This window comes from Bacteroidetes Order II. bacterium (assembly GCA_016788705.1).
GTDB lineage: Bacteria > Bacteroidota > Rhodothermia > Rhodothermales > UBA2364 > UBA2364.
Genome location: JAEUSQ010000038.1, coordinates 102,580 through 126,022 on the forward strand (window position 1 = coordinate 102,580; position 23,443 = coordinate 126,022).

A 23,443-nucleotide genomic window follows, 5' to 3' on the forward strand; every position below is an offset into this window, starting at 1 on the left:
GATTAGGTTACCGTTTTTAAAAGTTCATCTTTTACAGTCAGCATATACGCAAAAGCGGCTTCATGCTCATTCGGAATCCGTCCTTCGAGAATAGCCTCTTCTATGGCCTTTTTGATGATCCCTACTTCTTTGCCTGGTTTTAGTCCCAGAACCGCCATAATTTCATTGCCCTTTACGGGCGGTTGAAAATGACGAAGGCGGTCTTTCTCCTCAACAATGCGCATTTTTTCTTCCACCAAATCAAAATGGGCCAAATAACGCACTACACGTTGCGGATTTTTGGTGGTAATGTCTGCCCTAACAAGTGCCATCAAGTCTTCAAGGTCCTCCCCTGCATCAAATAAGAGACGCCGCACCGCCGAATCGGTCACCACTTCATCCACCAAAGCCACCGGACGATGATGTAGCGAGACTAATTTTTGCACATAACGCATCCGATCGTCCACGGGTAAACGCAGTTGTTTGAAAATACCCGGGACCATCCGCCCGCCACGGTCTTCGTGGCCGTGAAACGTCCAGCCAATGCCTTGTACATACCGTTTACTTTTCGGCTTCCCGATATCGTGTAATAATGCCGCCCAGCGAAGCCAACGGGTTTCTTCCGCAGGACGCCCAGCGAGCGATTCAGCAAGGTTGTCTAAGACCTGCAGGGTATGAAAAAAGTTGTCTTTGTGCTTATGGCCTTCCATGTTTTCTACACCCGCCAAGGAAGTAAGGGCAGGAAATACATGAGCCAATATCCCTGTTTCGTACAGAATCCGCAAGCCAATAGAGGGCACAGGACACACCATGATCTTTTGTAGTTCGTCCGTAACCCGCTCCATGCTGATAATCCGGATACGTTCAGCCATTTTTTTCATGGCGACCAAAGCCTCTGAATGGATGGTAAACCCGAGTTGGGTAGCAAAACGGGCAGCACGCATCATTCGCAATGGATCATCAGAAAAAGTAACCTCCGGGTCTAAAGGCGTCCGTATGAGTTGTTCAGCCAAGTCTTTTTGGCCGCCAAAAGGATCCAGTAGTGTACCAAAAGTATTCACATTCAACGAAACAGCCAAGGCATTAATCGTAAAATCACGACGATTCTGATCTTCCTCCAAGGTTCCCTCTTCAACAACGGGCTTGCGGGAATCTCGTGAATAACTCTCGCTACGCGCACCCACGAATTCCAAGGCCAAAGAATGGCCTCCGGAGAGATACAGGTGTACACCTGCGGTTCCAAAATTTTTGTGTACATGTGCCATACCCACCCCATAGGCATCTGCCACGGCCTGTGCCAACCGAATACCGCTTCCAGCGCCAACCGTCACAAAGTCTAAATCTTTTGTTGGCCGTTGCAAGAGCCAATCACGCACGCCACCACCCACCATATAGGCAGGCAGGGCCATTTCGTCTGCAAGTGTACCAATCCGGCGAAGAATGTCTGAATATGGAAGCCTGTTCAAGGGTTGTATCTCCTAAACCAAAAGAGCAAATGGACAAATGGGGGTACCTGTTCGGCATCACAGACGTTGAAGATACAAGATTTGATGTGGATGTATTTCAAAAAACGGATCAGGATGCTGCTGTTTCCTTTTTATAAACAGGTTTTCCCCACGTAAAACCTCCCTGTGCGGTTACCAAAAGATCAGATGTCCCGCTTATCAGCTTCAAGCAAAACCGTCATTCTGTATGACCTGCCCCTTTGGAAAAATGCCTATTCAAGGCTTCCCGTACCACCGTCACGGGCATTTCGGCTTGTGTCCATTGACTGTATGCCGCCGCCGCTTGCCCAATAAACATTTCAAGCCCGCCAATGGTCTTGCCTCCAGCATCGGCTACATCCCTCAGAAAACGGGTTTGGATCGGGTTATAAATAAGGTCGTAGGCGGTATGGTGTACCCCAAAATCCTTCACATCAGCCCAAACAGACTCTTCCACACGAGGGTACATTCCTTTTGGCGTAGCGTTAACCAATAGGTGTGCCGCCCGAATGGCAGGCCCAGCTACAGGCCATTCAGCAATAGATATTTTCTCGTTAGGATCATAAGGCCGCATGGCAGCAACCAATCCTTGTGCTTTTTCTGGTGAGCGGACGACCAACCGGATGTTGCTTAGGTCTAGATGCATCAATAAACCATAGAGCACCGCCCGTGTTGCACCTCCTGCCCCAAAAACCACTGCTTCTTTTCCGGCAAATGCTGCAACATGGGGCCATAGCGGCGCCAAAAACCCAACCACATCGGTGTTATCTCCATAAAGGAATGGGCGACCTTCTTCATCCACTTTACACACAATGGTATTCACTGCACCTATGGCTTGCGCCGCCTCGGAGCATTGATCCATCAGCCTAAAAGCGGCTTCTTTATGCGGAAGCGTAACATTAGCCCCCGAAAACCCCAATGCCAGAAGCCCGCGAATGGCTGCTGCGAGGTGCTCCGGCTGAACAGGTGATGCCAAATAAGTCCTGTTTAGGCCCTGCTCCCGAAAAGCAGCATTGTGAATGAGTGGAGAAAGAGAGTGATGAATCGGCCAGCCAAGTACCGCAATCGGCTTTGTATGCACATTCGGAAACATAATGAACGTCTCTTAGGCTATGATTGAAGGAGCAAACAAGGCCAAAATAAGTACTCGACCACACCTTTCATGTACCCGGACACCGTTTTCCGTCATTATCTTCGGTTAAGCGTTTTCATCGGTGGCGTAACAAATGCGGATTCAGCTTAGCGGCCTGTTGCCAATAGGTCGAAAAGGCATCTAGGTCACCCTTCTGACGATAGGCCAAGGCAAGGTTATATAAGGTGGCTGCATCCTTTGGCTCCACATTCAACGCCATTTGATAACAAACAATGGCTTCATCGAACCGAGAAAGCCTTGCGAGTACATTACCCCGATTATACCAAGCAGCCGTAAATTTTTCTTGCACAACGGTGGCAAAATCATACGAGCTAAGGGCCTCTTTGAGACGCCCCATCCGCGACAACACAATCCCCCGATTATACCACGTAAGGTAAGCGTAAGGATTGATGTTCAGTTGCTGCTCGTAGCAATAAAGGGCACAGGCGTCTTTTTCCAACATTTCGTAGCAGAACCCTAATTCATGCCAGGCTTCCTCGTGCTCCGGCTGGTATTTCACACAGGCCCTCAGATGACGAATGGCCTCCTCGTAGCGGTTCATTTTCTCCAGCAACCACCCCAAACGGAAGTGCGCCTCTGCATGGAAAGCATCGGCAGCAATCGCGGTTTCATAGGTAACAACGGCTTCCGCTGGAAAACCAGTTTGTTCATAGGTTTGGCCAATTTGAACCATCGAATCGGCATCAAGTGGGTTGTAAATAAGGTGTTGCCGGAAGGCATCCCGTGCATCGGCGGGACGCTGGAGTGCATTCAATGCCAATCCTTTTAAAAACCAGCCCGATGTGGAGGCCGGGTACAAGGCCAGTAATCGCGAGATCGCACCGAGGGCTTCATGTGGGTTTTTATGTTCCAGATACCAAATTGCGATGTGTGCCAAAAGTTCGGGGTCAATGACTGACTCCGGATTTTGGCCATAGGTCGTTAATAAAGACGCAGTATGGGCTGACTCGGTCGAGAACTCCGGCGATTCAAATTCAAAATCGAACATAGATGGTGGTGGTTGCTCAGAATATTTCGGAGAATGATTTTCCGAACTTAACTTGGAGTATCCTGTCTTAAAAAGGGTTTATTCAACGTCTCAGATTGATACTCAGCCTCGATCAATACGATAATTTGGTGAATTCACATGTGTGCAAGCGCTTTGCAGTGAGGTAAAACGATAAAATCCACACCCCCTTAATATAACGCACTGCGTCATTATTGTATTTCCTTTCCTTTTTATTGTAATTTCGGGATTACCAAACCAGTCAGATAGTTTACTAACTTTGTAACCAAACAAAACGAATCACGTGGGAACTTACCAACTGTTGATCTTCCGGATCGCCAGCCGTTTCAATATGGCTTATTCTCCTCTTGGCAAATTTATTCGGAAGCATACAAACGACACTTACCGTGCCGAGAACCTTTTCATCCTTGCTGCTGCCACGCTGATTATCGCCCTCATGCTGGCCAACCAATTTGCTTGGGCGTTTATTCGGGAAGAGGTTTTGGCAAATCCGCAAGGCGATGTAGCCATTACCTATTGGCTTGTACAACTTTCTTTTATTGTTACGTTCCTTTTTGGTTGTGTAGTTGGGTTTAAGCCTGCCGCCACCATAACTTGTACGTCCTCCTCAGTAAACATCCAAAGTGGTGATTTGCGGACAGCCATCGGTTACGACGAAATTCAGCAAGTAAAGATCATTTCAGCCGACCTCTTCCACAGCCACTACCGCCGCTATCAGGCCACCATGCCTGTCATCAATGGCACAGAACAACAATATGCGCTGTTGGTAACCGAACATCATCCAGTGGTTCTTGGACTCTCCGGCACCGATCTTGAGGCTTTTGTTCAGCATGTAGAAGCACAACGTGTTCCCGTATCTCAAGACTTTTCCATCGAGAATCGTTTTGCATTTGCTGCTTAATTACGATAAAACGGCTCTAAAGCCCGATTTTTTAAACGATCGGGCTTTTTTATTGCTTTTTTACGATTGTTTTTTAACTTTTGTACATCGTAAATTTGTGGTGTAAGACTCATTGCATATCCCATCATTATGTTGTTTGCTAAAGGGCTACGAGGAAACTTGGGCCCTTTTGCCGTATAAGGAGACAGGATTGTCCGAAATTGCGCTGCTAATCATCCGGTTTATCCCATATCATCCACCTTAACGAATAGGCTACCAAAACCTTTTTCCTTGCCAAGTAATGGGCAGATTGTGCCCCGGAGCAGGATATACTTTGAAAACAGGTAGTTATTTGAGAAGAAGCCGATCCCGGCGAAAACCCTCTCTGAGATTACGTTTATTTCAATAATAGGAGCATTTCATTATCAAATTGACATAGATCCGCCTACTGTGTTTAAAAAGATGCACCTTCACCTTCTCTTCGCTATTGTTTGCCCCCTGTATAATGACTTATCTTGGAAACGTTTACAAAAATCGGCACCCTATACGTCCGGTTCACTCATCTTAGCATTTTGGAGGTCATACCATGCGCAAACTATTTCCGTTTTTATCCATTCCACTGGGCCTATTGCTGGGCATGATGCTCTCGGCCTGTGGCGGCGACAGTAGCGAAAAGAACAATACCCCTACGGGCAGCAACAATGCCAAAGCATTGGAAAGCATTGGAAAAGGCGAAGGCAAAGTCTCGATCATTGCGTGGGCGGGATATATTGAACGTGGCGAAACGGATAAAAACTACGACTGGGTAACGTCTTTCGAGAAAGAATCTGGCTGCAAAGTAGAAGTTAAAACGGCGGCCACCTCCGACGAAATGGTGACACTCATGAACCAAGGCGGATTTGATATTGTAACCGCTTCTGGTGACGCCTCGATGCGACTCATCCGAGGCGGCATGGTTCAACCCATCAACATCAACCTGATAAAAGATTGGGGAACGGTGGATAGTCGCCTGCAAAATGCTTCTTGGCATACCGTAGATGGTGTTCACTACGGCGTTCCTTATCAATGGGGATCCAATGTTTTGATGTATAATACCAAGGTTTTCAAAACAGCGCCTACCAGCTGGGATATCGTTTTTAAAGAAATGAACCTGCCAGACGGAAAGTCTAATAAAGGTCGTGTACAAGCATTTGACGGACCTATTTATATTGCAGATGCCGCTTTGTATCTGAAACACCATCAACCTGAACTCGGCATTCAAGACCCATACGAGCTGACACAAGCCCAGTTTGATGCCGCTATTGCTTTGCTGAAAGGGCAACGTGCTTTGGTCAACAAGTATTGGCACGATGCAATGGTACAAATGGATGACTTCAAAACCGAAGGTGTTGTGGCAACTGGCTCTTGGCCGTTCCAAGTAAATGGCCTGACCGCCGCCAAAGCCGCAGTAGGAAGCGTAATCCCCGTAGAAGGTGCAACCGGATGGGCCGATACCAGCATGATGCACGCCAAAGCCCCCAATCCGAATTGTGCCTATAAGTGGTTGAATCATTCGCTAAACAAAAAACTACAAGGCGACTTGGCCGCATGGTTTGGCTCTGTTCCTGCTGTTCCCGATGCCTGTAACAACAATACATTACTTGGTGCGGAAGGGTGTAAAACCAATGGCATTCAGAACTTCGATAAAATCCACTTCTGGAAAACACCCGATTGTCCGAACGGCAAATGTGTTCCTTATAGCGAGTGGACAAAGCAGTATTTAGCAGTTATGGCCAGTAAGTCATAGTCATACCACCATAGTAAACCGGGTAGATGATCATAAAGTTTACCCGGCTTTTGCTTAAAGCCAACCTTCATTTATCAATCAGTTTAAAGAAATGCAACATACATTATGGATCAATGGTGCATGGGCAGATGCCAAAGACGGAAGCCTGATGACCATTACCAATCCTGCCACGGGCGCGGAAATCGCCCAAGTGGTTAATGCTGGTACAAAGGATGTAGATAGGGCCGTGCAAGCAGCAAAAACGGCATTTGAGGATGGAAGATGGTCTAAAAAGCCTCCGCGCGATCGGTCGTATGCGCTGTGGAAATTGGCAGACTTGATCGAACAACACGCCGAGCGTTTGGCCAAGGCCGAGAGCGAGAACACCGGAAAGCCCTACAGTTTTGTGAGCTTGGGCGCAGATTTACCGTTTGCCATAGACAACTTGCGGTTTTTTGCCGCTGCTGCTCGCGATGTACACGGCTCTCATGCGGGTGAATTTACCGACGGATTTACGTCCATGTTTCGCCGTGAACCGGTGGGCGTGGTTGCACAAATTGCCCCTTGGAACTATCCGCTGATGATGGCCATCTGGAAATTGGGGCCAGCACTGGCCGCCGGATGCACGACCATTCTAAAACCCGCACCGGGAACACCACTTTCTACCCTACTCTTGGCGGAGTTGATCGCCGAGGCTGGTGTTCCGGAAGGAGTAGTGAATATCCTTACAGGTGGCAACGAGGCCGGACAAGCACTTGTGGAACATCCCGATGTGCGCATGGTGAGCCTGACAGGTTCTACAGGAACCGGAAAAAAGGTCATGAAAACCGCCGCAGATACCCTAAAACGGGTACATTTGGAATTGGGTGGGAAAGCACCCCTCCTCGTGTTTGACGATGCCGATGTAGAATCCTTTGCCAGCAAAGCGACCATCGGTGCAACCTTTAATACGGGTCAAGATTGCACGGCTGCTACGCGGATTTATGTGGCCGAAGATCGGATGAAGGACGTACAAGAAGCCGTGGTGGAAGCCATGCGTAGCGTGGTGATTGGAATGCCTTTCGACGATGAAACCCAAATGGGGCCACTAATCTCTTCGGCACAACGCGAACGGGTGCAGGGCTTTGTAGAACGGGCCAAAGCAACAGGAGCAAAGGTTCTTACAGGAGGCGGTGCGCCAAAAGACTTGGGAAATGGCTTCTTCTTTGAACCAACGGTGATTGTAGAGGCCGACCAAAAGTCCGAAATCATCCAATCCGAGGTATTTGGGCCAGTTCTCACGATCAATACGTTCAAAAATGAGGAAGAAGCGGTGCGCTTGGCCAATGATGTGAACTTTGGCTTGGCGGCCTCGGTCTTTACGAAGGATGTGGCACGCGCCATGCGGGTTGTCCGCGATCTGGAGTATGGAACGGTATGGGTGAATGACCACATCCCACTCACTTCCGAAACCCCACACGGCGGGTTTAAGCAATCTGGGTTTGGAAAAGACCTTTCTGCAGAAGCCGTGTCGGATTATCAGGTCACAAAACACGTTATGATTGCCAATAGTTAAGAAGTCGGGCGGGTTGCAGATAGGTAGCCCGCCTTTTTTAGCCTCCCAACCTCCATGAATCCAGCCATTTCTTTCGAGCAAGTCTCCCGACATTTTGGCACCGTAAAAGCAGTGGACGAAGCCAGTTTTCAAGTTTCCGATGGTGCTTTTTTTACCATGCTGGGGCCTTCGGGATCGGGCAAAACCACTTGCCTACGGATGATCGCCGGCTTTGACCTCCCCACCTCCGGCATCATTCGGGTGTTTGGACAAGAAGTCACAAACCTGCCGCCCTACGAACGGGACGTAAACACCGTCTTTCAGGACTATGCCCTCTTCCCTCATATGACCGTAGCGCAAAATGTGGAATATGGGTTGATGATCCGCAAAGTCCAGAAAGCCGAGCGCCAAAAACGGGTACAAGAGATGTTGGATTTGGTGCATCTGCCAGAGGTAGGAAGCCGAAAACCCAATCAGCTTTCCGGCGGGCAACGCCAGCGCATCGCATTGGCACGCGCCCTTATCAATCGTCCTAAAATCTTGCTCTTAGACGAGCCACTGGGCGCGTTAGACCTAAAATTGCGACAACAAATGCAGGTGGAGCTAAAAGCCATCCAACAAGAAGTGGGTATTACTTTTGTTTTTGTAACACACGACCAAGAAGAGGCAATGGCGCTGAGCGACCAAATTGCTGTATTTAATCAAGGTAAAATTGAGCAAATTGGTTCACCACAAGACCTGTACGAGCATCCACAAACGGCATTTGTCGCCAATTTTGTCGGAACTTCCAACCTGATTTCGGATGAAATTGCGCACAAACTTACAGGAGAATACGGCACGTTCTCGGTTCGTCCAGAAAAGATGCACCTCCTCCAAGAACAAGTTCCCGTACCCGCCAACCATTATCGGCTACAAGGTGTGGTAGCAGATGTGGTATATCTTGGCATTTTCACCCGTTTCACCGTCCGAACCCCCGAAGGTTTATTGCTCCAAGTGATTGACCAGAACCGAGAAGCCCAAGACGAGCGCAAAGGGGATACCGTGCAGGTGATTTGGGCAAAAGAAGCCCTCAACAAATTATCCGATTAAGCCTATGATCCGACGTTTTTCTACTTATTTATACAATCATCCTGCTGTATTACTAGCCTTATTACTGGGACCACCTTTGGGCTGGATGCTGGTGATTTATCTCGGATCCTTGGCCGCGCTTTTGTTCCAGTCGTTTTATCATTTGGATGGCTTTACCGGGCAAGTAGTGCGCGAGCTGTCGTTTCTTACCTACCGCGATTTATTCTCGGCGGCGCATATGACCATTGTATTAAAAACGATGGTTATGGCACTTTCGGTAACGATGGGTTCGGTTCTTATTGCTTTCCCGCTGGCCTATTACAGCGTTCGCTACGCGGGTAAACGTCTCAAGGTGTTGCTCTATTTTGCGGTTGTTTTGCCATTGTGGTCTTCCTATATCATTCGGGTGTATGCCTGGAAGCTCATGCTCGCCAAAGAAGGCATTGTTTCTTGGTTTTTTGCCCAATTAGGGCTTTCTGGCGTGTTGGAGTGGCTACTTTCCATGCCCGTTGTGGGCGGCTCCTCGCTATCCGTATCCAATTTTGGCTTATTTCTGGTCTTTACCTACATCTGGTTGCCCTATATGATTTTGCCCATTCAATCGTCATTGGAGCGCATTCCACATTCTTTGTTGGATGCCTCAGGGGATTTGGGGGCGCGGCCTTTGCAAACTTTTCGCCGGATTGTCTTGCCCTTGGCATCACCGGGCGTGGTGGCCGGAAGCATCTTTACCTTCTCGCTTACACTGGGCGATTATATCATTCCCTCCATCATCGGAGACTCCACCCCTTTCATCGGGATGGCGGTCTATAGTTATCAAGGAACAGCCGGAAACTTGCCCCTTGCGGCAGCCTTTACCGTACTCCCGATGGTGATTATGGTCTTTTATCTCTTGGGCGCACGAAAGGCTGGTGCGTTTGATGCACTCTAAATATCAAATGGCATAAGCGCATGAAAAACAAAAATTTGGGCCTTGCAATTGCCATGTGGGCAGTAGTGGCCTTCTTGCACATTCCCTTTTTTGTGGTGATGTTGTATGCCTTCACCACCGATTCTTCCACCTTCACATTCCCCCCACCCGGATTAACCCTCAAGTGGTTTGGCGTGGCGTGGAGCCGTGCCGATATGTGGGCCGCCTTGAGCCTCTCGGCACGAGTCGCAGCCATTTCAACCTTGGTTGCCCTCGTTTTGGGTACGCTGGCAGCCGCAGCGGTGTACCGCAGCCGCTTCTTTGGACGAGAAGCCATCTCGTTCCTACTCGTCTTACCGATTGCCCTGCCCGGCATCGTGACGGGTATTGCCCTCAGGGCAGCGATGGGCGAGGCGGGCATGACCTTCAACTTCTGGACGATCGTTATTGGACACGCCACGTTTTGCGTGGTGGTGGTGTATAATAATGTCTTGGCAAGATTCCGGCGCTCCAATCCGTCGTTGGTAGAAGCCTCGATGGACTTGGGCGCGGATGGCTGGCAAACGTTTCGATATGTGGTTTTTCCGAATATCTCTTCCGCTTTGGTAGCCGGCGGGATGCTGGCCTTCGCCCTCTCGTTCGACGAGGTGATTGTCACTACGTTCACCGCCGGACAACAAGCCACCTTGCCCATTTGGATTTTTAGCCAACTCACCAAACCCCGAGACCGACCTGTAACCAATGTGGTGGCCTTTTTTGTGGTGATCGTTACCACCCTTCCCATTTTATGGGCGCTGTTCCAAAACCGAAAGTTCGAGGAGCAAACCCAAAGTGATTGAGGTTTGAGGAGATAGAAATGCGAATAGACACTAAAAATGAGCGTTATCACTCACCTGCACTTACCGCACAGGCCTCATGTGTTTATACAAGAAGCAAGGAAGTGCAAAAGGTAATATTTGGTTCTTCGTCCGCTCTGAAAAATATTTTTTATCTTTGAATCGTATTACACCACCCATATCAACGTCTAAATTAAGCAAACAGCGCTTATACATCTTCGCCGCGCACCCATGCAACGCTATTAATCAAGATACTTTGGGGACAAACGGTTTCGCACTCGCCATGATTTGGGCAACCGCCGCACTGGTTCGTGGTGACGGAGTCAGTGGTAAAGTTTCTTAGTTCTTCTCCGGCCTAATCACCTCGTATCGTCCTTCATGATTGATTCGGTAGCGGGTCTTTTCACCGGGCGCGGTCAAGTTCGCCTCGAAAGTATTGGCGGTGGTTTGCATCGAAAGGCGGTACGTTTTCCCTTCTTGTCGTAAGGTAGCCGGAACACCTAAGGCTACGGCAGTCGTCCCAAATTTTCCAGTTTTCGCCATTTTTAGCTGCTGGCGGTAATAAACTTCTCGGAGGGTCTTTCGGAAGGGTTCGTCTGATGGCAGGACGAAAGGCGTATCTTTGGATTCAGAAAATTGGACATACCCCCACCGTTCTGGAAAGTGCATATTCACCAAACCTTGCGGCGACCATACCCAGTTGTCCTCGTGTAGTGGCTTGCCGTCCGGGGCTTTCATCTTTTCATAGGCCGTTCCGTTCCATGTCGTTTGCCACTCCACCCGCGAGAAGTTCATGCGCCAAACATCGCCCAGTTGAGGCTTTAACGGATCCACACCAAATCGGAGCGATTTGAACGGAATCGCCATTTCAAGCGTCCAACCTTGGTCTGTGTCCGATCCATCATTCAATGTTCCGTTTAAGGCAACCCCCGTTCTGAGGTCGCGTACATCCCAAGCAATCAACGAGGGGCCACCATCCCGATAGGGCCGCACCAAAAACAAGTCAAAGATTTGTTTGCGTGCATTTACTTCTACTTCAAAGTAGGCGTGCGTATCGCCATCATGGTCTATAAATACCTCAAAATCGTTTTCGTGAAAGGTAATCATGTCGTGCTGTTCATAAGTCGCCCAGAGGTGGGGTTCCTCCATTTCGGCAGCAATATAGAGGAATTCGTCGTCCCAGAGCATTTTTGCACGGGTTTTAAAGCGTGGTTTGGGTTTGTCTTCCCCTTCAATATCCGCAAAGTCCACGGTCCATGAAGTCTCTTGCCATGCAGCTTCGTCTAAGCGCCCATCTATCGTTAGTGGCCACTTGATTTTCGCCGCCACATAGGTTTGTGGCATTTTCTGAAAGCGGGAAAAGGGTACCTCTTTCCACGGGTATTGCGCCCATCCAAAGAAGGGAGTTCCAAACAATAGCATCAAAACGTATTTCATGAATATTGGTTTATGAAGTGAGTCTCTAAGATATTTCAAAAAGTACTATTTTCCAATGACTTTGGTGTAATGGAGTCCCCTACAATTCCCAAAGAGGACTTCTTACGGGATATCTCCCATAAAATCTGCTTCCTAATAACACCTTTAAAAGCGATTTTGCACCCAATTTGATTTCCACTCAACCCTTGTTATCATGGAAAAGAAGCATATTGTGATAGTCGGAACCAACTTTGCCGGCTATACCGCAGCCATCGAGTTAAAAGAATTGGTGGGGAATAACCACCGCGTAACGGTAGTCGCTAATACGCATAATTTCCTGTTTTTTCCTTCACTTATTTGGTTTCCCTTCGGACTGCGTGACGAAAAGGACATCACTTTTGACGTTCGGCCTATTTATGCGCGTCATCATATTAACTTTATTGAGGCGCAAGTTACCCACTTCGATCTCGAGAAGAGTCAGATATTTACCAAAGACGGGCAAACCATTGGATATGATTATGTAGTCATTGCTACTGGCCCGAAAGTGGACACCGAATATATTCCGGGGTTGAAGGAATATTCCCACTCCATTGTGGGGCTTCCGCCCGCCATGCGCACCCGCGAGGGTTGGAATAAGTTCTTGGCAGATCCTGGCCCTGTGGTAATTGGATCGGCTCCGGGTGCAGGATGTTTTGGCGCGGCATATGAATTTCTCTTCAACACCCGCTACCAGATTGCCAAGCACCACCTCAAAAAACAAGCGCCGCTCACCTATGTAACAGCTGAGCCCTTTTTAGCACACTTCGGTATCAATGGTTTTGGGAATGCCCAAAAAATGTGTGAGTGGATGTTCAAAATGTACCACATCAACGCTCACCTAAACACCGCCATTACCGAAGTCCGGCCCGATGGCGTGGTCTTAGACAACGGCGAAGTATTGCCGTCTAAATTCACGATGATTATGCCACGTTTTCTGGGGGTGGATGCCGTCCGTAATACACCCAACTTGACCAACGCCAATGGGTTTATAGAGGTGGACGATAGCTATGCCCATCCACTCTATCCGAATGTGTATGCTGCTGGGGTAGCCGTGGATGTTAAGCCGCCCGCCCAAACGGAAATCCCATGTGCTGTACCTAAAACAGGATGGCCCTCCGAACAAATGGCCAAAACAGCCGTCAAAAACATTGTGGCAGACATCAAAGGCTTGCCCAAGTTGCACCAGAGATTCGATGACATGGCCGCTTATTGCATCATGGATACCGGAAATATGGGCATGATGATTGTCGGCGATCATATGCTCTCGCCCCGCGAACACGAGTTTATTATCCCCGGTCCTGAAGCACACTGGGCCAAAATCGCTTTCGAGAAATACTTTATGTACTCCCGCCGCCACGGACACGTCTGAGGCACACCGCCCACAATCGCAAAAACCGGAGAACACCCTTAGTCCTCCGGTTTTTTGTTGTAAAGATCTTGCCGAAAAGCCGTTTATCCGGCTAGTTTAAGGTCTTTTGCCCGTAACTGAAAGGAGGTTTGGCCCATAAAATTATTTTCGTCTATGGTGAAGAGCATGTCCAACGGCCTCCCATATTGCAAACTCTCGCGGACGGTCGGATAGAGGGCATGAAGACCGAAGCCAATCACATCGAACGTAGGTGATGCTTGTCCATTATGGCCTTGTTGTACCTGAAACTTAAGGTGGCCGTCTCGCCCCACCAAAGTGGGTTGCGATTTTACTTGTACCCCCGTTCCCATGAAGACCGGTTGCCGGTTTTGTGGGCCAAAAGGTCCAAATTGCTCCAAGATCTGTTTAAACCGAGGTGTAATGTCCTGAAGAGCCAGCGGCGCATCCACCACAATTTCTGCCTTCAGTTGATTCGGCTGGATGGTTTGGCTTACCACTTCGTTTAGCTGCTCGGTGAAGGCTTCCAAATGGGCAACGGGCAGGGTGAGTCCGGCAGCAAAGGCATGACCACCAAATTTAGCAAGCAAGTGGTCGCACGACCGAATGGCATCGTAAATATTATATCCAGGAACACTTCTCGCAGACCCTTTGGCCATGCCATTGGCGGTGGTAAGCAAGACAGTTGGCCGATAAAAACGCTCTACCAAACGGCTGGCCACAATACCAATAACGCCCAGATGCCATCCGGGATGGTGTAGTACAATGGCGTGTTGCATACAAGTAGAGGCACGACTTTCCATCAACTGTACGGCTTCTTCAAACGTCTTCGAGTCCATCAACCGTCGTTCACCATTCAACTTTTCGAGGCGTTGGGCTTGTTTTAGGGCGCGGTCTGGATTGGTGGCAATCATCAACTCCACCGCTTCCGCCGCATCGCCCATTCGTCCGGCTGCATTGATGCGTGGCCCAATACCAAATACAATCTGTGATGTTGAACAACTGGCTAAATCTTGCCCCCCTTGCAAGGCCAGCATCCGCAATCCAATACGCGGATTGGTTTGGATTCGGCGTAATCCTTCGTACATTAACAAGCGGTTTTCTCCCAGAATCGGGACAATATCCGAAGCAATGGCAAGGGCTACCAGATCTAAATATTCCCATGCATCTTCGGGAGGACTTCCCAACTTGGAAAGGGTTGCCTGTATGAGTTTGAACCCAACCCCGCATCCCGTTAGTTCCTTAAACGGATATGGGCAGTCAGGCCGTTTTGGATCTAACACTGCCAGTGCATCTGGAATGGCCTCTTCGGCATTATGATGGTCGCAAACCACCAGATCAATGCCTTTTTCGCGGCAATAATCGGCGGCGGCATGGCCTGTTATGCCACAATCCAAGGCAATCATGAGGGTTGCTCCCCGGAAAGCGGCAAAGTCAATCCCACGACAACATAGGCCATATCCATCGGTGTAACGATCGGGAATAAAAAACTCGGCATCGAGGCCGTGTTGGCGCAGAAAACTCACCATAAGCGCCGTTGCCGTTGTCCCGTCCACATCATAATCGCCATATACCACCACTTTTTCCCCTTGCAAGATGGCTTTTTGCAGCCGCTCTGCCGCCACATCCATGTCTAACATCAGGAAAGGGTCGTGCAAATCGTCCAAGGAAGGGCGGAAAAATCGCCGGGCTTCCTCATAAGTTTCAATTCCCCGTAGCGAGAGCGCCATCCCCAGCGCAGGTGGTAAATCATTCAGTTGGGCACACAACGCAGCAATTACATGAGGATGCTCTGGTCGGGGTAACAACCAGCGGTATTTCATTGTTGTAATGTATTTATGCTATTAAATTTCTGGCACTTAGATAAGGTAATTCGTATCGCGCGTTTGCGCTCGCGCGTGCCTGATAGCATATAAAAACCCCGGGTACAAGAAACCCGGAAGGACTTGGTAGGTCGGTTTGAGGAAACTTAAGAGAGAGAATCAGGAAATCATGCGTTTTATTGAACGTTGTGCAAAATACGTTTTACCTTATGGTTAAGAATGTAAGACGAAAAGCGCATAATTGCAAGAAGTTCATGAAGTGATGTTGCGATTATTGCGAAAAAAACCGAAGATTGGGTAAAGAGGTTTTTTTTTAAAAAACAAATGATTGCAAGGCTAAAAATCTGTCATTATTTTGATAGCCCCAAATCTACGGGATGTAGCGCAGCCCGGTAGCGCGCTTCGTTCGGGACGAAGAGGTCGTGGGTTCGAATCCCGCCATCCCGACAAAGCCTGATTCTTCGGAGTCAGGCTTTTTTTAATGTACCTTAATGCCATCCTTTGGGAACTCCGCCAGCATTTTAACGGCCATGCGTGCTTTCTGGATTTGCCTCGGACGGTCCAAGAGCGCAGGTTCTGATCCGGCTTCTCCTAAGGTGCGTGGGGTTTCCAATTGGGCAAGGCGATCTATGGTGGACAATCCCGAAACCACTTCACCAAAACAGGAGAATTGAAGGTCTAACCAAGGAGCACCTCCGGCACGCGAATAGTGGCGTCTGGCTTCTTGTGAAAAGCGAAACTCTTTAAGCCCCGTTAGTTCCCGCACCTGCGCTTCTTGATCGTCTAAGATCATTTTTGGAATTGGTTCTCCGCCTTGAACAATATAGAACTGACTACCGGAGGACTTTCCGGGTACTTCTGCCGATTGCAGGGCACACACCTCACCCCGTTTGTGGAAGGAATACGGTAAAATTTCCGAATCAATCACATAGCCTGGACCGCCCAGCCCATCATCCGCCGGGTTGTTGTTCTTGGAGTTAGGATCACCTCCCTGAATCATCAGGCCACTCATCACACGATGGAAAAACAAGCCATCATAAAAGCCGGATGTGGCCAGTTTAATAAAGTTATCGCGGTGTTTGGGCGTTTCTTCGTACAGGCGAACCACCATCTTGCCAAGTGGTGTCGTAATCTCGGCGTAGTGGTGTGGGTCTGTTGCGGTGGTATCGCTCAGGGTTGGCAGCGGGTTCTTTGATGCCGGAGACTGTTTTTCTATAGCTTCGGTGGATGCTTGGTGTTTTTGACAAGCCGGAATCACCAAGAGTGTGGCTACGACTAAGGCCCAAAAGAGTGGGTTGCCAGATAAATGGTGCATCCACATGCGCTATCGAATGGTTGATGAACAAAACTAAAACAGTTAGCAGTTGGGTTGTTTCCGGAAAGCTCAATCTGCCAAAAAGGCCCGTAGAACCCCGTTAGACCAGCCAAATCCGTCTTGTAAAGGATATTCTCCCCCGCCTGCTGCCAGATCGGCTTCCATTACATTGTATTTCTCGACCATCTTTCCAGTAGTACGATATACCCGATTGTTGAGGGCAATCCAACGATTACGAATTTCTCGCGCCAGTTTTTTTAGTCCATAATTTTTAAATCCTACATAAGCCGTCCACTGATGGGGAGCCCAGCCATTCGGAGCGTCCCATTGTTGGCCAGACCGAGTTCCGGTTGTGCTGAGGCCTCCGGTATGTAAAAGTTCTTGTTCAATTTTTTTGGCCACTCCAGCGGCTTGTTCGTTGGTAGCCATTTTCAAAAAGAGCGGGAAGGTAGCGGCCAAGGTTACTTGAGTGGTTTGGCGGCCTGCAACAAAATCGTAATCATAGAAATACGCTTCGGTCTCGTTCCACGTCAGTTTAAGCAACGCGCTTTTTCGGGCTTCTGCTTTGGTACGATAAAAAGCAGCTTTTTCCGCATTCCCACTTCGGGTATGGGCGCGGCTAAGGGTTTGCTCTAATTGGTACAACAGGGCATTGAGGTCCACAGGAATAATTTCGGTGGTATGGATACTGGCAAGGGATTTGCCGTCTCGAAGCCAGCGAGAGGAAAAATCCCAACCAGACTCTGCTGCTGCCCGAATATCGCGATATACCTGAGAGGGGATACGTTGGGGGATACGTTGGGCCAATACAACGTCTTCTCGGTAGGACTCGGGCCGCGGCTTAACACTGTCATCCCAATAACGATTTAAGATATTTCCATCTGGGGTACGCACGACACGCCGATACGCATGGTTGGACTCGGAAAGGCGATCGGCACCCGCCATCCAAAATGTATATTCCTTTTCCAATTCGGGAAGGTATTGCTCATAGACTTCCAACCCCTTGCCTTCGGCCAATATCCCCACAATCAAGGAAAAAAAGGGAGGTTGGCTTCGGGTGGTATAGTAGGTACGGTTACCATTCGGGATATGACCGACGGTCTGAATCAAAAAAGCAAAATTATCGGTCATGTCTTGGATTATATCCCATTTTTCATCGGCCTTCAAGCCGAGAATGGTAAAATAGCTATCCCAATAATATACTTCTCCAAACCTACCACCCGGCACAACATATGGACGAGGTAAGGGGATCAGGGACGAGAAGGGCGCGGCTTCATCGGGTTGTCTGGTTAATACGGGCCAAAGTTCGGAAATGTGTTGCTGAACCGCCTGGGTGGTGTCACTCCTAAAACCGGAAGCGAAAGTTGGAGGTAAATCGAAATGGGTCGTGACAAAAGTCTTTAGGTCAAACCCAAGTTGCTCTTTCTCTGTCAGATAGCGCGCTACAATCTCTTTTGGATCGGATTTTGGGGTGCAGTCCACAAAGGTTTTTCCATCCGGAAAAATACGGGCCATTTGGACGGCTTCGAAAAGTACCCCATACCAGACATCTGGGCTCGGATTGAGTTTGATTTGTTTGAAGTTGTATTCGCGGGTGTTCACAGGGTTACAGGCAGAAAAGGCCATTAGCATCACCAACAAGAGGATAAACCTTGAACGCATACCAGAGGCAATAGGAAGTTTGCAAAAAAGCAATATAGGAATTTTTTAAAGCGGATACCTGCCGCAAATCGGACATGTACACGGGGGCTTCCTGTCATCAAGCCAAAACTTTTTAGGCCAGAAGGGAAACGGAACGCCGGGATAGGCGTTTGTGTGTTTCCCAAATCACCAAAACGTATAAACGAATGGAACAAGTATCCTTAGCAGATGAAATAGGACGTAAACTTTTGTCGGAACGAAAGGTTTTTTTATGGGGCGGCGTGGACGACGGCTCGGCGGAGTATGTGGTGGAACGGTTGCTATATTTAGACCTGATGGACCCAGGCAAGGAGATAACCTTTTATATCAACAGTCCAGGTGGATACGTAACCTCTGGTATGGCCATCTACGACACCATGCGCGGGCTACGCTCCCCCGTTTCTACGGTCTGCATGGGGCTGGCCGCCTCGATGGGGTCTATTTTACTCTCTGCCGGAACCAAGGGTCGTCGCTTTATCTTACCACATGGCCGAGTGATGATTCATCAGCCAAGTGGAGGTGCACAAGGCGCAACTTCCGATATTACAATCCAGGCGCGCGAAATCATAAAAACCAAAAAATTGGGCGCACAAATTTTAGCGGATAACTGCCAACAGGATTTCGAGAAAGTAATGCAAGACTTTGATCGAGACTATTGGATGGATGCCCAAGAATCGGTTGCTTATGGCATTGTAGATGGTGTAACAGAAAGTTTCTAAACCCAGTTTGATAACAAAGCCATTCTCGGTATAGAGGTGGCTTTAGTTTATGAAGCGTCTTGCAACAAAAAAGCAAATGGTCCCAAGGCGAGAACGCTGTATGAAGGCAGGGTGGTAAAGAGAAGATGGCGATGGCGGAAAACGCTAAAGCGCCCTTAACACCAAATTTTCCTTTACGACCCTACCCACATACCCTATTTTACGGTATTCACCTTTTTGCTCCGAATGTTTATGGTACTTCGACCTTTTACTGAAGGGATCAAAAATGCTGCCCAGCGGCCTAAACTGATTTTGCTTTTGTGGCTAATGGGGCTGGTTATAGCGGCCTTTATGGCCATTCCGGCTACATTTGCTTTAGAAGCGTTTGCACACGTCTTGCCCGAAGGCAACCCAGATATTTGGAAGACCCCGGCACATCAGACGGCCTTTTGGGAGTTGCTCATTCGAGTACGCTCCGCATTTGGCACTACGCTCCTGAACCTATTGTGGGTGCTGCCTTTGGTTTGGATATGGAAAGTTGCGTATGCCGTTGGATTGTACCATGCCTTTCGGACTGAAACACCTGGAACGTTTCGGGAAGGAGTGGCCCGCTACTGGTCTAAGGGAATGGCCCTTTCTCTTCGGTTCGTAGTACTCTCGATTGGTATTCAGGTTGTTTTGATCACTTTGTTTATGGTATTGGGGCTGATGATGCAGGGGGAACGTGTCTTGTTCTGGCTCTTCGCGGTCATCTGGCCCACGCTTGCGATATCGGCTTATGCCTTGATCGCTTTATTCCAAGACTACGCACGGGTAGCAGTGGTATTGGCACATGTTTCACCAAAGGCAGCGTTTCGGAGTGGACTACGCTTCCCGTTTCGCTACGGCAATGCAAGCAAACTCTTTTTGCTCTGGTTTGCGGTCACATTGTTTGTTGGCATCTTGCCAAATGTGATAGAGTTGCGTTTCGGATTTACCAGCCCCGTAGCCTCATGGATCGTTTTTTTGCTAACCCAAATACTTTTGTTCATTAGGGCGGCTGCTATTGTAGCGTGGCATAGCAGCAATGTTGTTTTTTATACCGCAGCACGTTTTTACGACGAAGCCGAATAAATTAAACAATATCCAGACAGATGACCTTATCCCCAAAGCCTATGAAACACCAAAAACATCCCAGAAGAAAGTGTCTTTTGCCAATTTCCGGCTTTGTTGTCGCAAACTTGCATCACAATTCGCAACCCTTTCGCACAACAAAGACCAAAATGAAGGCTATTTTATAATGCTTAATTCGTTTGTGCCCACTGAAGCATTTAATCCTATGTTTAATTTTAATGAAGCCAGTGCTTATCCTCACCCGGAAGAATTTAAGGTCATGAGGCCAGAATACACCGAGTCGGAAGAAGAAGGACTTTGGCTTGCCGTTATCAACATAAGTCCTTTCCGGGTTTCAGGAAAGAGTCTTACCAAAGCCGGATCTCGGCGTGCGGCACTCTACGAAGCTGACAAAACCTATCGTTCATATCATCCCTCTTACACTGTGCAAAATCCATACCCAGAAGAGTTTGTTGATACCGAGGGCAAACCTTGGAAACGACTCCCGACCAATTTGCGCCTGAAATATCAGGCTGATTACGAATTCACCCTTGAAGATGGTGATACCGACTATGCGAGCATAGAAGATATGCTCGCATGGGATGTCCGCTACCAGGAAGAAGGGCAGGAAGGCGGCGACGAATAGCTTGCCCCATATCCGTTTTTCTTCTATCTGTTATTCACCCCAACTGCATTATGGAAGGAATACAACGAATTGGTGTCTATACCAGTGGTGGTGATGCCCCTGGTATGAATGCTTGTGTGCGTGCTGTAGTACGTACGGCCCACGCCCACGATTTGGAGGTCGTCGGCATTAGACGTGGCTACGAAGGCATGATTGATTCGGATTTTGTCGAAATGACCACGCGCTCCGTTTCAAATATTCTCCAGAAAGGGGGGACTGTCTTGAAAAGTGCCCGCTCAGACCGGTTCAGAACGCCGGAAGGACGTGCGCTTGCTGCCGCAAACCTAGATGAAATGGGCATCAATGCACTGGTTGCAATTGGTGGCGATGGCTCTATGCGTGGAGCAACACTGCTCAATCAAGAACATGGCATTTCTGTGGTCGGTTGTCCGGGCACCATTGACAATGACTTGTACGGAACCGACGAAACCATCGGGTACGACACGGCCATGAATACGGCCATCGAAAACATTGACCGTATCCGGGACACTGCCGACGCCCACAATCGGTTGTTTCTGGTAGAGGTCATGGGGAGAGATGCCGGTTTTATTGCCCTTAATTGTGGAATTGGTGGAGGGGCAGAGCTGGTCTTGATACCAGAAAACCAGACCGATTTGAAGGAGGTAAAGAAACAAATCTTTGGCCTTATGTCTTCACATGCTCGGTCTTCCATTGTGGTGGTGGCAGAAGGTGACCAATTGGGAGGAGCACAACGCATTGCCGATGCCTTAAAAAATGATGCCAAATTTGATTTCATAGACCTACGGGTATGCATTTTGGGACATACACAACGGGGCGGATCACCCACAGCACGAGACCGCGTCTTAGCCAGTCGCTTCGGAGTTTCAGCCGTAGAAGCCTTGATTGAAGGCCACACAAATGTGATGGTAGGCCTGATTGGCGGTGAAATCAAAATGACCCCTATGAAGAATGTATGGAGTCGCTCCAAGTCTATTGACTATGAGTTGATTAACCTAACCAAAATGCTGAGTTAATCCGATAGGCAGCCTGATTTTTCCTGGCTGCCTTTTTTTGGCCCAATCCCCTACACACTTGTTCTCCACCCTTAAAACCCTGTTTTTCTTACCCATTCCAGGCGGGCTAAAGGGTCGTGCCGAATTACTTTATTGGCTTTTACAGTTCAGAAAACAAGGTGGCTTAGACAATACCCACTACGAACCCTTTTTCACTACCTTTTTTGGCTTCTCACGATCCGATTTTGCGGGTAAAAAACTTCTTGACATCGGATGCGGACCACGGGGATCTTTGGAGTGGGCTACAAGTGCCACCGAGCGGGTGGGCTTGGATCCTTTGGCCGAAGTCTATCGCTTGCTCGGTATAGATCAACACAAGATGGTCTATAAAGCAGCGGGGTCGGAGCAGATTCCTTTTTCAGATAACTACTTTGATGTGGTTTCTTCTTTTAACTCATTAGACCACGTAGCCGACTTGAATGCCACCATCGCCGAAATTAAACGGGTACTGGCACCAAGCGGTTACTTCATGTTGATAACGGATATTGGGCACAAACCCACTATCACAGAACCCCGGTCGTTTGGCTTTGAGATTGTGGAAGCATTTTCACCAGAACTTTCGCCTATTCGAATACATAAATTCGAGAAAAGTGTAAAAGGAGCAATATATGAAAGCCTCCGCAAAGCCATTCCATACGATGAAGACAATCCCACCCCACGTTATGGTATATTGACCGCGTTGTTTAGGAAATAAGTTGGTGAACTTTCCGTCGCGTGAATCGTTTGAACGTCTGTACATGGTCTCTTCTATTACTCCTTAATCCCCAATTGGTTATGGCAAAAAATACGTTTCGATTCGTATGGGCGCTTTTATGCATCATGTTTGTCATGACTGAATCAGTTTATGCACAAAATTATGCAATCCGTATTGCGAAGTTGAAGTATGACGGTGGTGGAGATTGGTACGGAAATGAGACCTCACTCCCTTTGTTGTTGCGGTTTGTACGCGAGCAAACCCTTTTAGATATTGCACCAAAAGAAGATATTGTTGATCTGGATAGTGATAAAATTTTTCTATACCCCTATCTGTATGCTACAGGACATGGCAACCTTTCCTTTTCAGCAAGGCAAGTAGAGCGCCTGCGAAGGTATCTCCAGAATGGGGGGTTTTTTCATGCCGACGATAATTATGGCATGATGCAGCACATCAAACGCGAGATGAAGAAGGTTTTTCCCGATCAAGACTGGGTGGAGTTGCCACATTCGCACCCGATTTTTAAGACCCAGTATGCCTTTTCTGCTGGCCTTCCCAAAATACACGAACATGATGGCAAACCACCTCAGGCTTTCGGATTGTTCCACGATGGGCGCTTGGTCTTTCTCTTTACATACGAAAGTGACTTAGGTGATGGTTGGGAAGCACCAGAAGTACATAACGATCCTCCAGAAAAGCGTATGGCCGCCTTGCAAATGGGGGCCAATATTCTTACCTATGTTCTTACCCACTAAAAGCCAGAGCCAATCTTGAATCTTCCGTACCCCATAAGAGGCATATTGTCCCATCGGAAAAGGTACTTTTTGCCTGCTCCTCCATCAGGTTCATGATTTTGTTTTTATGTCCTCTAACTTCAATAGAATAGAATTTTCACCTCCTTAATACTGATTCATCATCAAGATAAACTTGGTGTTGTCCATGCAAACGCAACCGTAATCATAGATCGCCTCTATTATACCGCTTTG

General features: G+C 48.4%; 20 protein-coding genes and 1 tRNA gene. 14 read left to right on the forward strand and 7 right to left on the reverse strand.

From position 1 onward, the window contains the following. Positions 1 to 2: 2 nt before the first annotated feature. The 3 genes from JNN12_09640 to JNN12_09650 form a co-directional block, all read right to left on the reverse strand. Positions 3 to 1,388 (reverse strand): HD domain-containing protein, encoded by a 1,386-nt coding sequence (locus JNN12_09640; protein MBL7978594.1) that lies wholly within the window; start codon positions 1,386 to 1,388, stop codon positions 3 to 5. A gap of 274 nt (positions 1,389 to 1,662) precedes the next feature. After that, a complete protein-coding gene (locus JNN12_09645; GenBank protein MBL7978595.1) occupies positions 1,663 to 2,556 on the reverse strand; it encodes a shikimate dehydrogenase in 894 nt (297 codons plus the stop codon). A gap of 115 nt (positions 2,557 to 2,671) precedes the next feature. Next, complete coding sequence (locus JNN12_09650; GenBank protein MBL7978596.1) at positions 2,672 to 3,604, reverse strand: tetratricopeptide repeat protein; 933 nt, start codon at positions 3,602 to 3,604, stop codon at positions 2,672 to 2,674. 301 nt (positions 3,605 to 3,905) lie between these two features. Between JNN12_09650 and JNN12_09655 the strand changes: the two genes are divergently transcribed. The 6 genes from JNN12_09655 to JNN12_09680 all read left to right on the forward strand — a co-directional run bounded on the left by JNN12_09655 (position 3,906) and on the right by JNN12_09680 (position 10,618). Then, positions 3,906 to 4,523: a hypothetical protein gene (locus JNN12_09655; protein MBL7978597.1), complete on the forward strand. Its 618-nt coding sequence runs from the start codon at positions 3,906 to 3,908 to the stop codon at positions 4,521 to 4,523. 565 nt (positions 4,524 to 5,088) lie between these two features. Continuing rightward, on the forward strand, positions 5,089 to 6,288 hold the full coding sequence (locus JNN12_09660) for an ABC transporter substrate-binding protein (protein MBL7978598.1): 1,200 nt from the start codon (positions 5,089 to 5,091) through the stop codon (positions 6,286 to 6,288). Positions 6,289 to 6,379: 91 nt separating this feature from the next. Beyond that, the gene (locus JNN12_09665) at positions 6,380 to 7,822 is read left to right on the forward strand and encodes a gamma-aminobutyraldehyde dehydrogenase (GenBank protein ID MBL7978599.1); all 1,443 of its coding nucleotides are present in this window, start codon (positions 6,380 to 6,382) and stop codon (positions 7,820 to 7,822) included. 54 nt (positions 7,823 to 7,876) lie between these two features. Continuing rightward, positions 7,877 to 8,890, forward strand: a complete 1,014-nt coding sequence (locus JNN12_09670; GenBank protein ID MBL7978600.1) for an ABC transporter ATP-binding protein — start codon at positions 7,877 to 7,879, stop codon at positions 8,888 to 8,890. A 4-nt stretch (positions 8,891 to 8,894) separates the two neighbouring features. Next, the gene (locus JNN12_09675) at positions 8,895 to 9,800 is read left to right on the forward strand and encodes an ABC transporter permease (protein MBL7978601.1); all 906 of its coding nucleotides are present in this window, start codon (positions 8,895 to 8,897) and stop codon (positions 9,798 to 9,800) included. 20 nt (positions 9,801 to 9,820) lie between these two features. After that, entirely contained in the window at positions 9,821 to 10,618 is a 798-nt protein-coding gene (locus JNN12_09680) for an ABC transporter permease (protein MBL7978602.1), read from the forward strand. Positions 10,619 to 10,954: 336 nt separating this feature from the next. Here JNN12_09680 and JNN12_09685 read toward each other — a convergent pair whose 3' ends face one another. Then, positions 10,955 to 12,052, reverse strand: coding sequence for a carbohydrate-binding family 9-like protein (locus JNN12_09685; GenBank protein MBL7978603.1), 1,098 nt, complete (start codon positions 12,050 to 12,052; stop codon positions 10,955 to 10,957). Between the two features lie 193 nt (positions 12,053 to 12,245). Here JNN12_09685 and JNN12_09690 point away from each other — a divergent pair, with 193 nt between their 5' ends. After that, entirely contained in the window at positions 12,246 to 13,439 is a 1,194-nt protein-coding gene (locus tag JNN12_09690; GenBank protein MBL7978604.1) for an FAD-dependent oxidoreductase, read from the forward strand. Positions 13,440 to 13,522: 83 nt separating this feature from the next. Here JNN12_09690 and recJ read toward each other — a convergent pair whose 3' ends face one another. Then, positions 13,523 to 15,259, reverse strand: coding sequence for a single-stranded-DNA-specific exonuclease RecJ (gene recJ, locus JNN12_09695; GenBank protein MBL7978605.1), 1,737 nt, complete (start codon positions 15,257 to 15,259; stop codon positions 13,523 to 13,525). Between the two features lie 373 nt (positions 15,260 to 15,632). Here recJ and JNN12_09700 point away from each other — a divergent pair. Then, positions 15,633 to 15,706 (forward strand) — tRNA-Pro (locus JNN12_09700). Between the two features lie 31 nt (positions 15,707 to 15,737). Here the strand turns inward: JNN12_09700 and JNN12_09705 are convergent. Both JNN12_09705 and treF read right to left on the reverse strand, forming a co-directional pair. After that, entirely contained in the window at positions 15,738 to 16,580 is an 843-nt protein-coding gene (locus JNN12_09705; protein ID MBL7978606.1) for a peptidylprolyl isomerase, read from the reverse strand. A 63-nt stretch (positions 16,581 to 16,643) separates the two neighbouring features. Then, positions 16,644 to 18,236, reverse strand: a complete 1,593-nt coding sequence (gene treF / locus JNN12_09710; protein MBL7978607.1) for an alpha,alpha-trehalase TreF — start codon at positions 18,234 to 18,236, stop codon at positions 16,644 to 16,646. A 185-nt stretch (positions 18,237 to 18,421) separates the two neighbouring features. On the opposite strand from treF, the gene JNN12_09715 reads away from it, so the two are divergent. The 6 genes from JNN12_09715 to JNN12_09740 all read left to right on the forward strand — a co-directional run bounded on the left by JNN12_09715 (position 18,422) and on the right by JNN12_09740 (position 23,212). Continuing rightward, on the forward strand, positions 18,422 to 18,973 hold the full coding sequence (locus JNN12_09715; GenBank protein MBL7978608.1) for an ATP-dependent Clp protease proteolytic subunit: 552 nt from the start codon (positions 18,422 to 18,424) through the stop codon (positions 18,971 to 18,973). A 231-nt stretch (positions 18,974 to 19,204) separates the two neighbouring features. Further along, entirely contained in the window at positions 19,205 to 20,065 is an 861-nt protein-coding gene (locus JNN12_09720) for a hypothetical protein (protein MBL7978609.1), read from the forward strand. Between the two features lie 205 nt (positions 20,066 to 20,270). Further along, on the forward strand, positions 20,271 to 20,690 hold the full coding sequence (locus tag JNN12_09725) for a hypothetical protein (GenBank protein MBL7978610.1): 420 nt from the start codon (positions 20,271 to 20,273) through the stop codon (positions 20,688 to 20,690). Positions 20,691 to 20,740: 50 nt separating this feature from the next. Further along, positions 20,741 to 21,724, forward strand: a complete 984-nt coding sequence (gene pfkA, locus JNN12_09730; protein MBL7978611.1) for a 6-phosphofructokinase — start codon at positions 20,741 to 20,743, stop codon at positions 21,722 to 21,724. Positions 21,725 to 21,782: 58 nt separating this feature from the next. Next, on the forward strand, positions 21,783 to 22,457 hold the full coding sequence (locus JNN12_09735; GenBank protein ID MBL7978612.1) for a class I SAM-dependent methyltransferase: 675 nt from the start codon (positions 21,783 to 21,785) through the stop codon (positions 22,455 to 22,457). A gap of 80 nt (positions 22,458 to 22,537) precedes the next feature. Then, positions 22,538 to 23,212 (forward strand): DUF4159 domain-containing protein, encoded by a 675-nt coding sequence (locus JNN12_09740; protein ID MBL7978613.1) that lies wholly within the window; start codon positions 22,538 to 22,540, stop codon positions 23,210 to 23,212. Positions 23,213 to 23,443 lie beyond the last annotated feature (231 nt).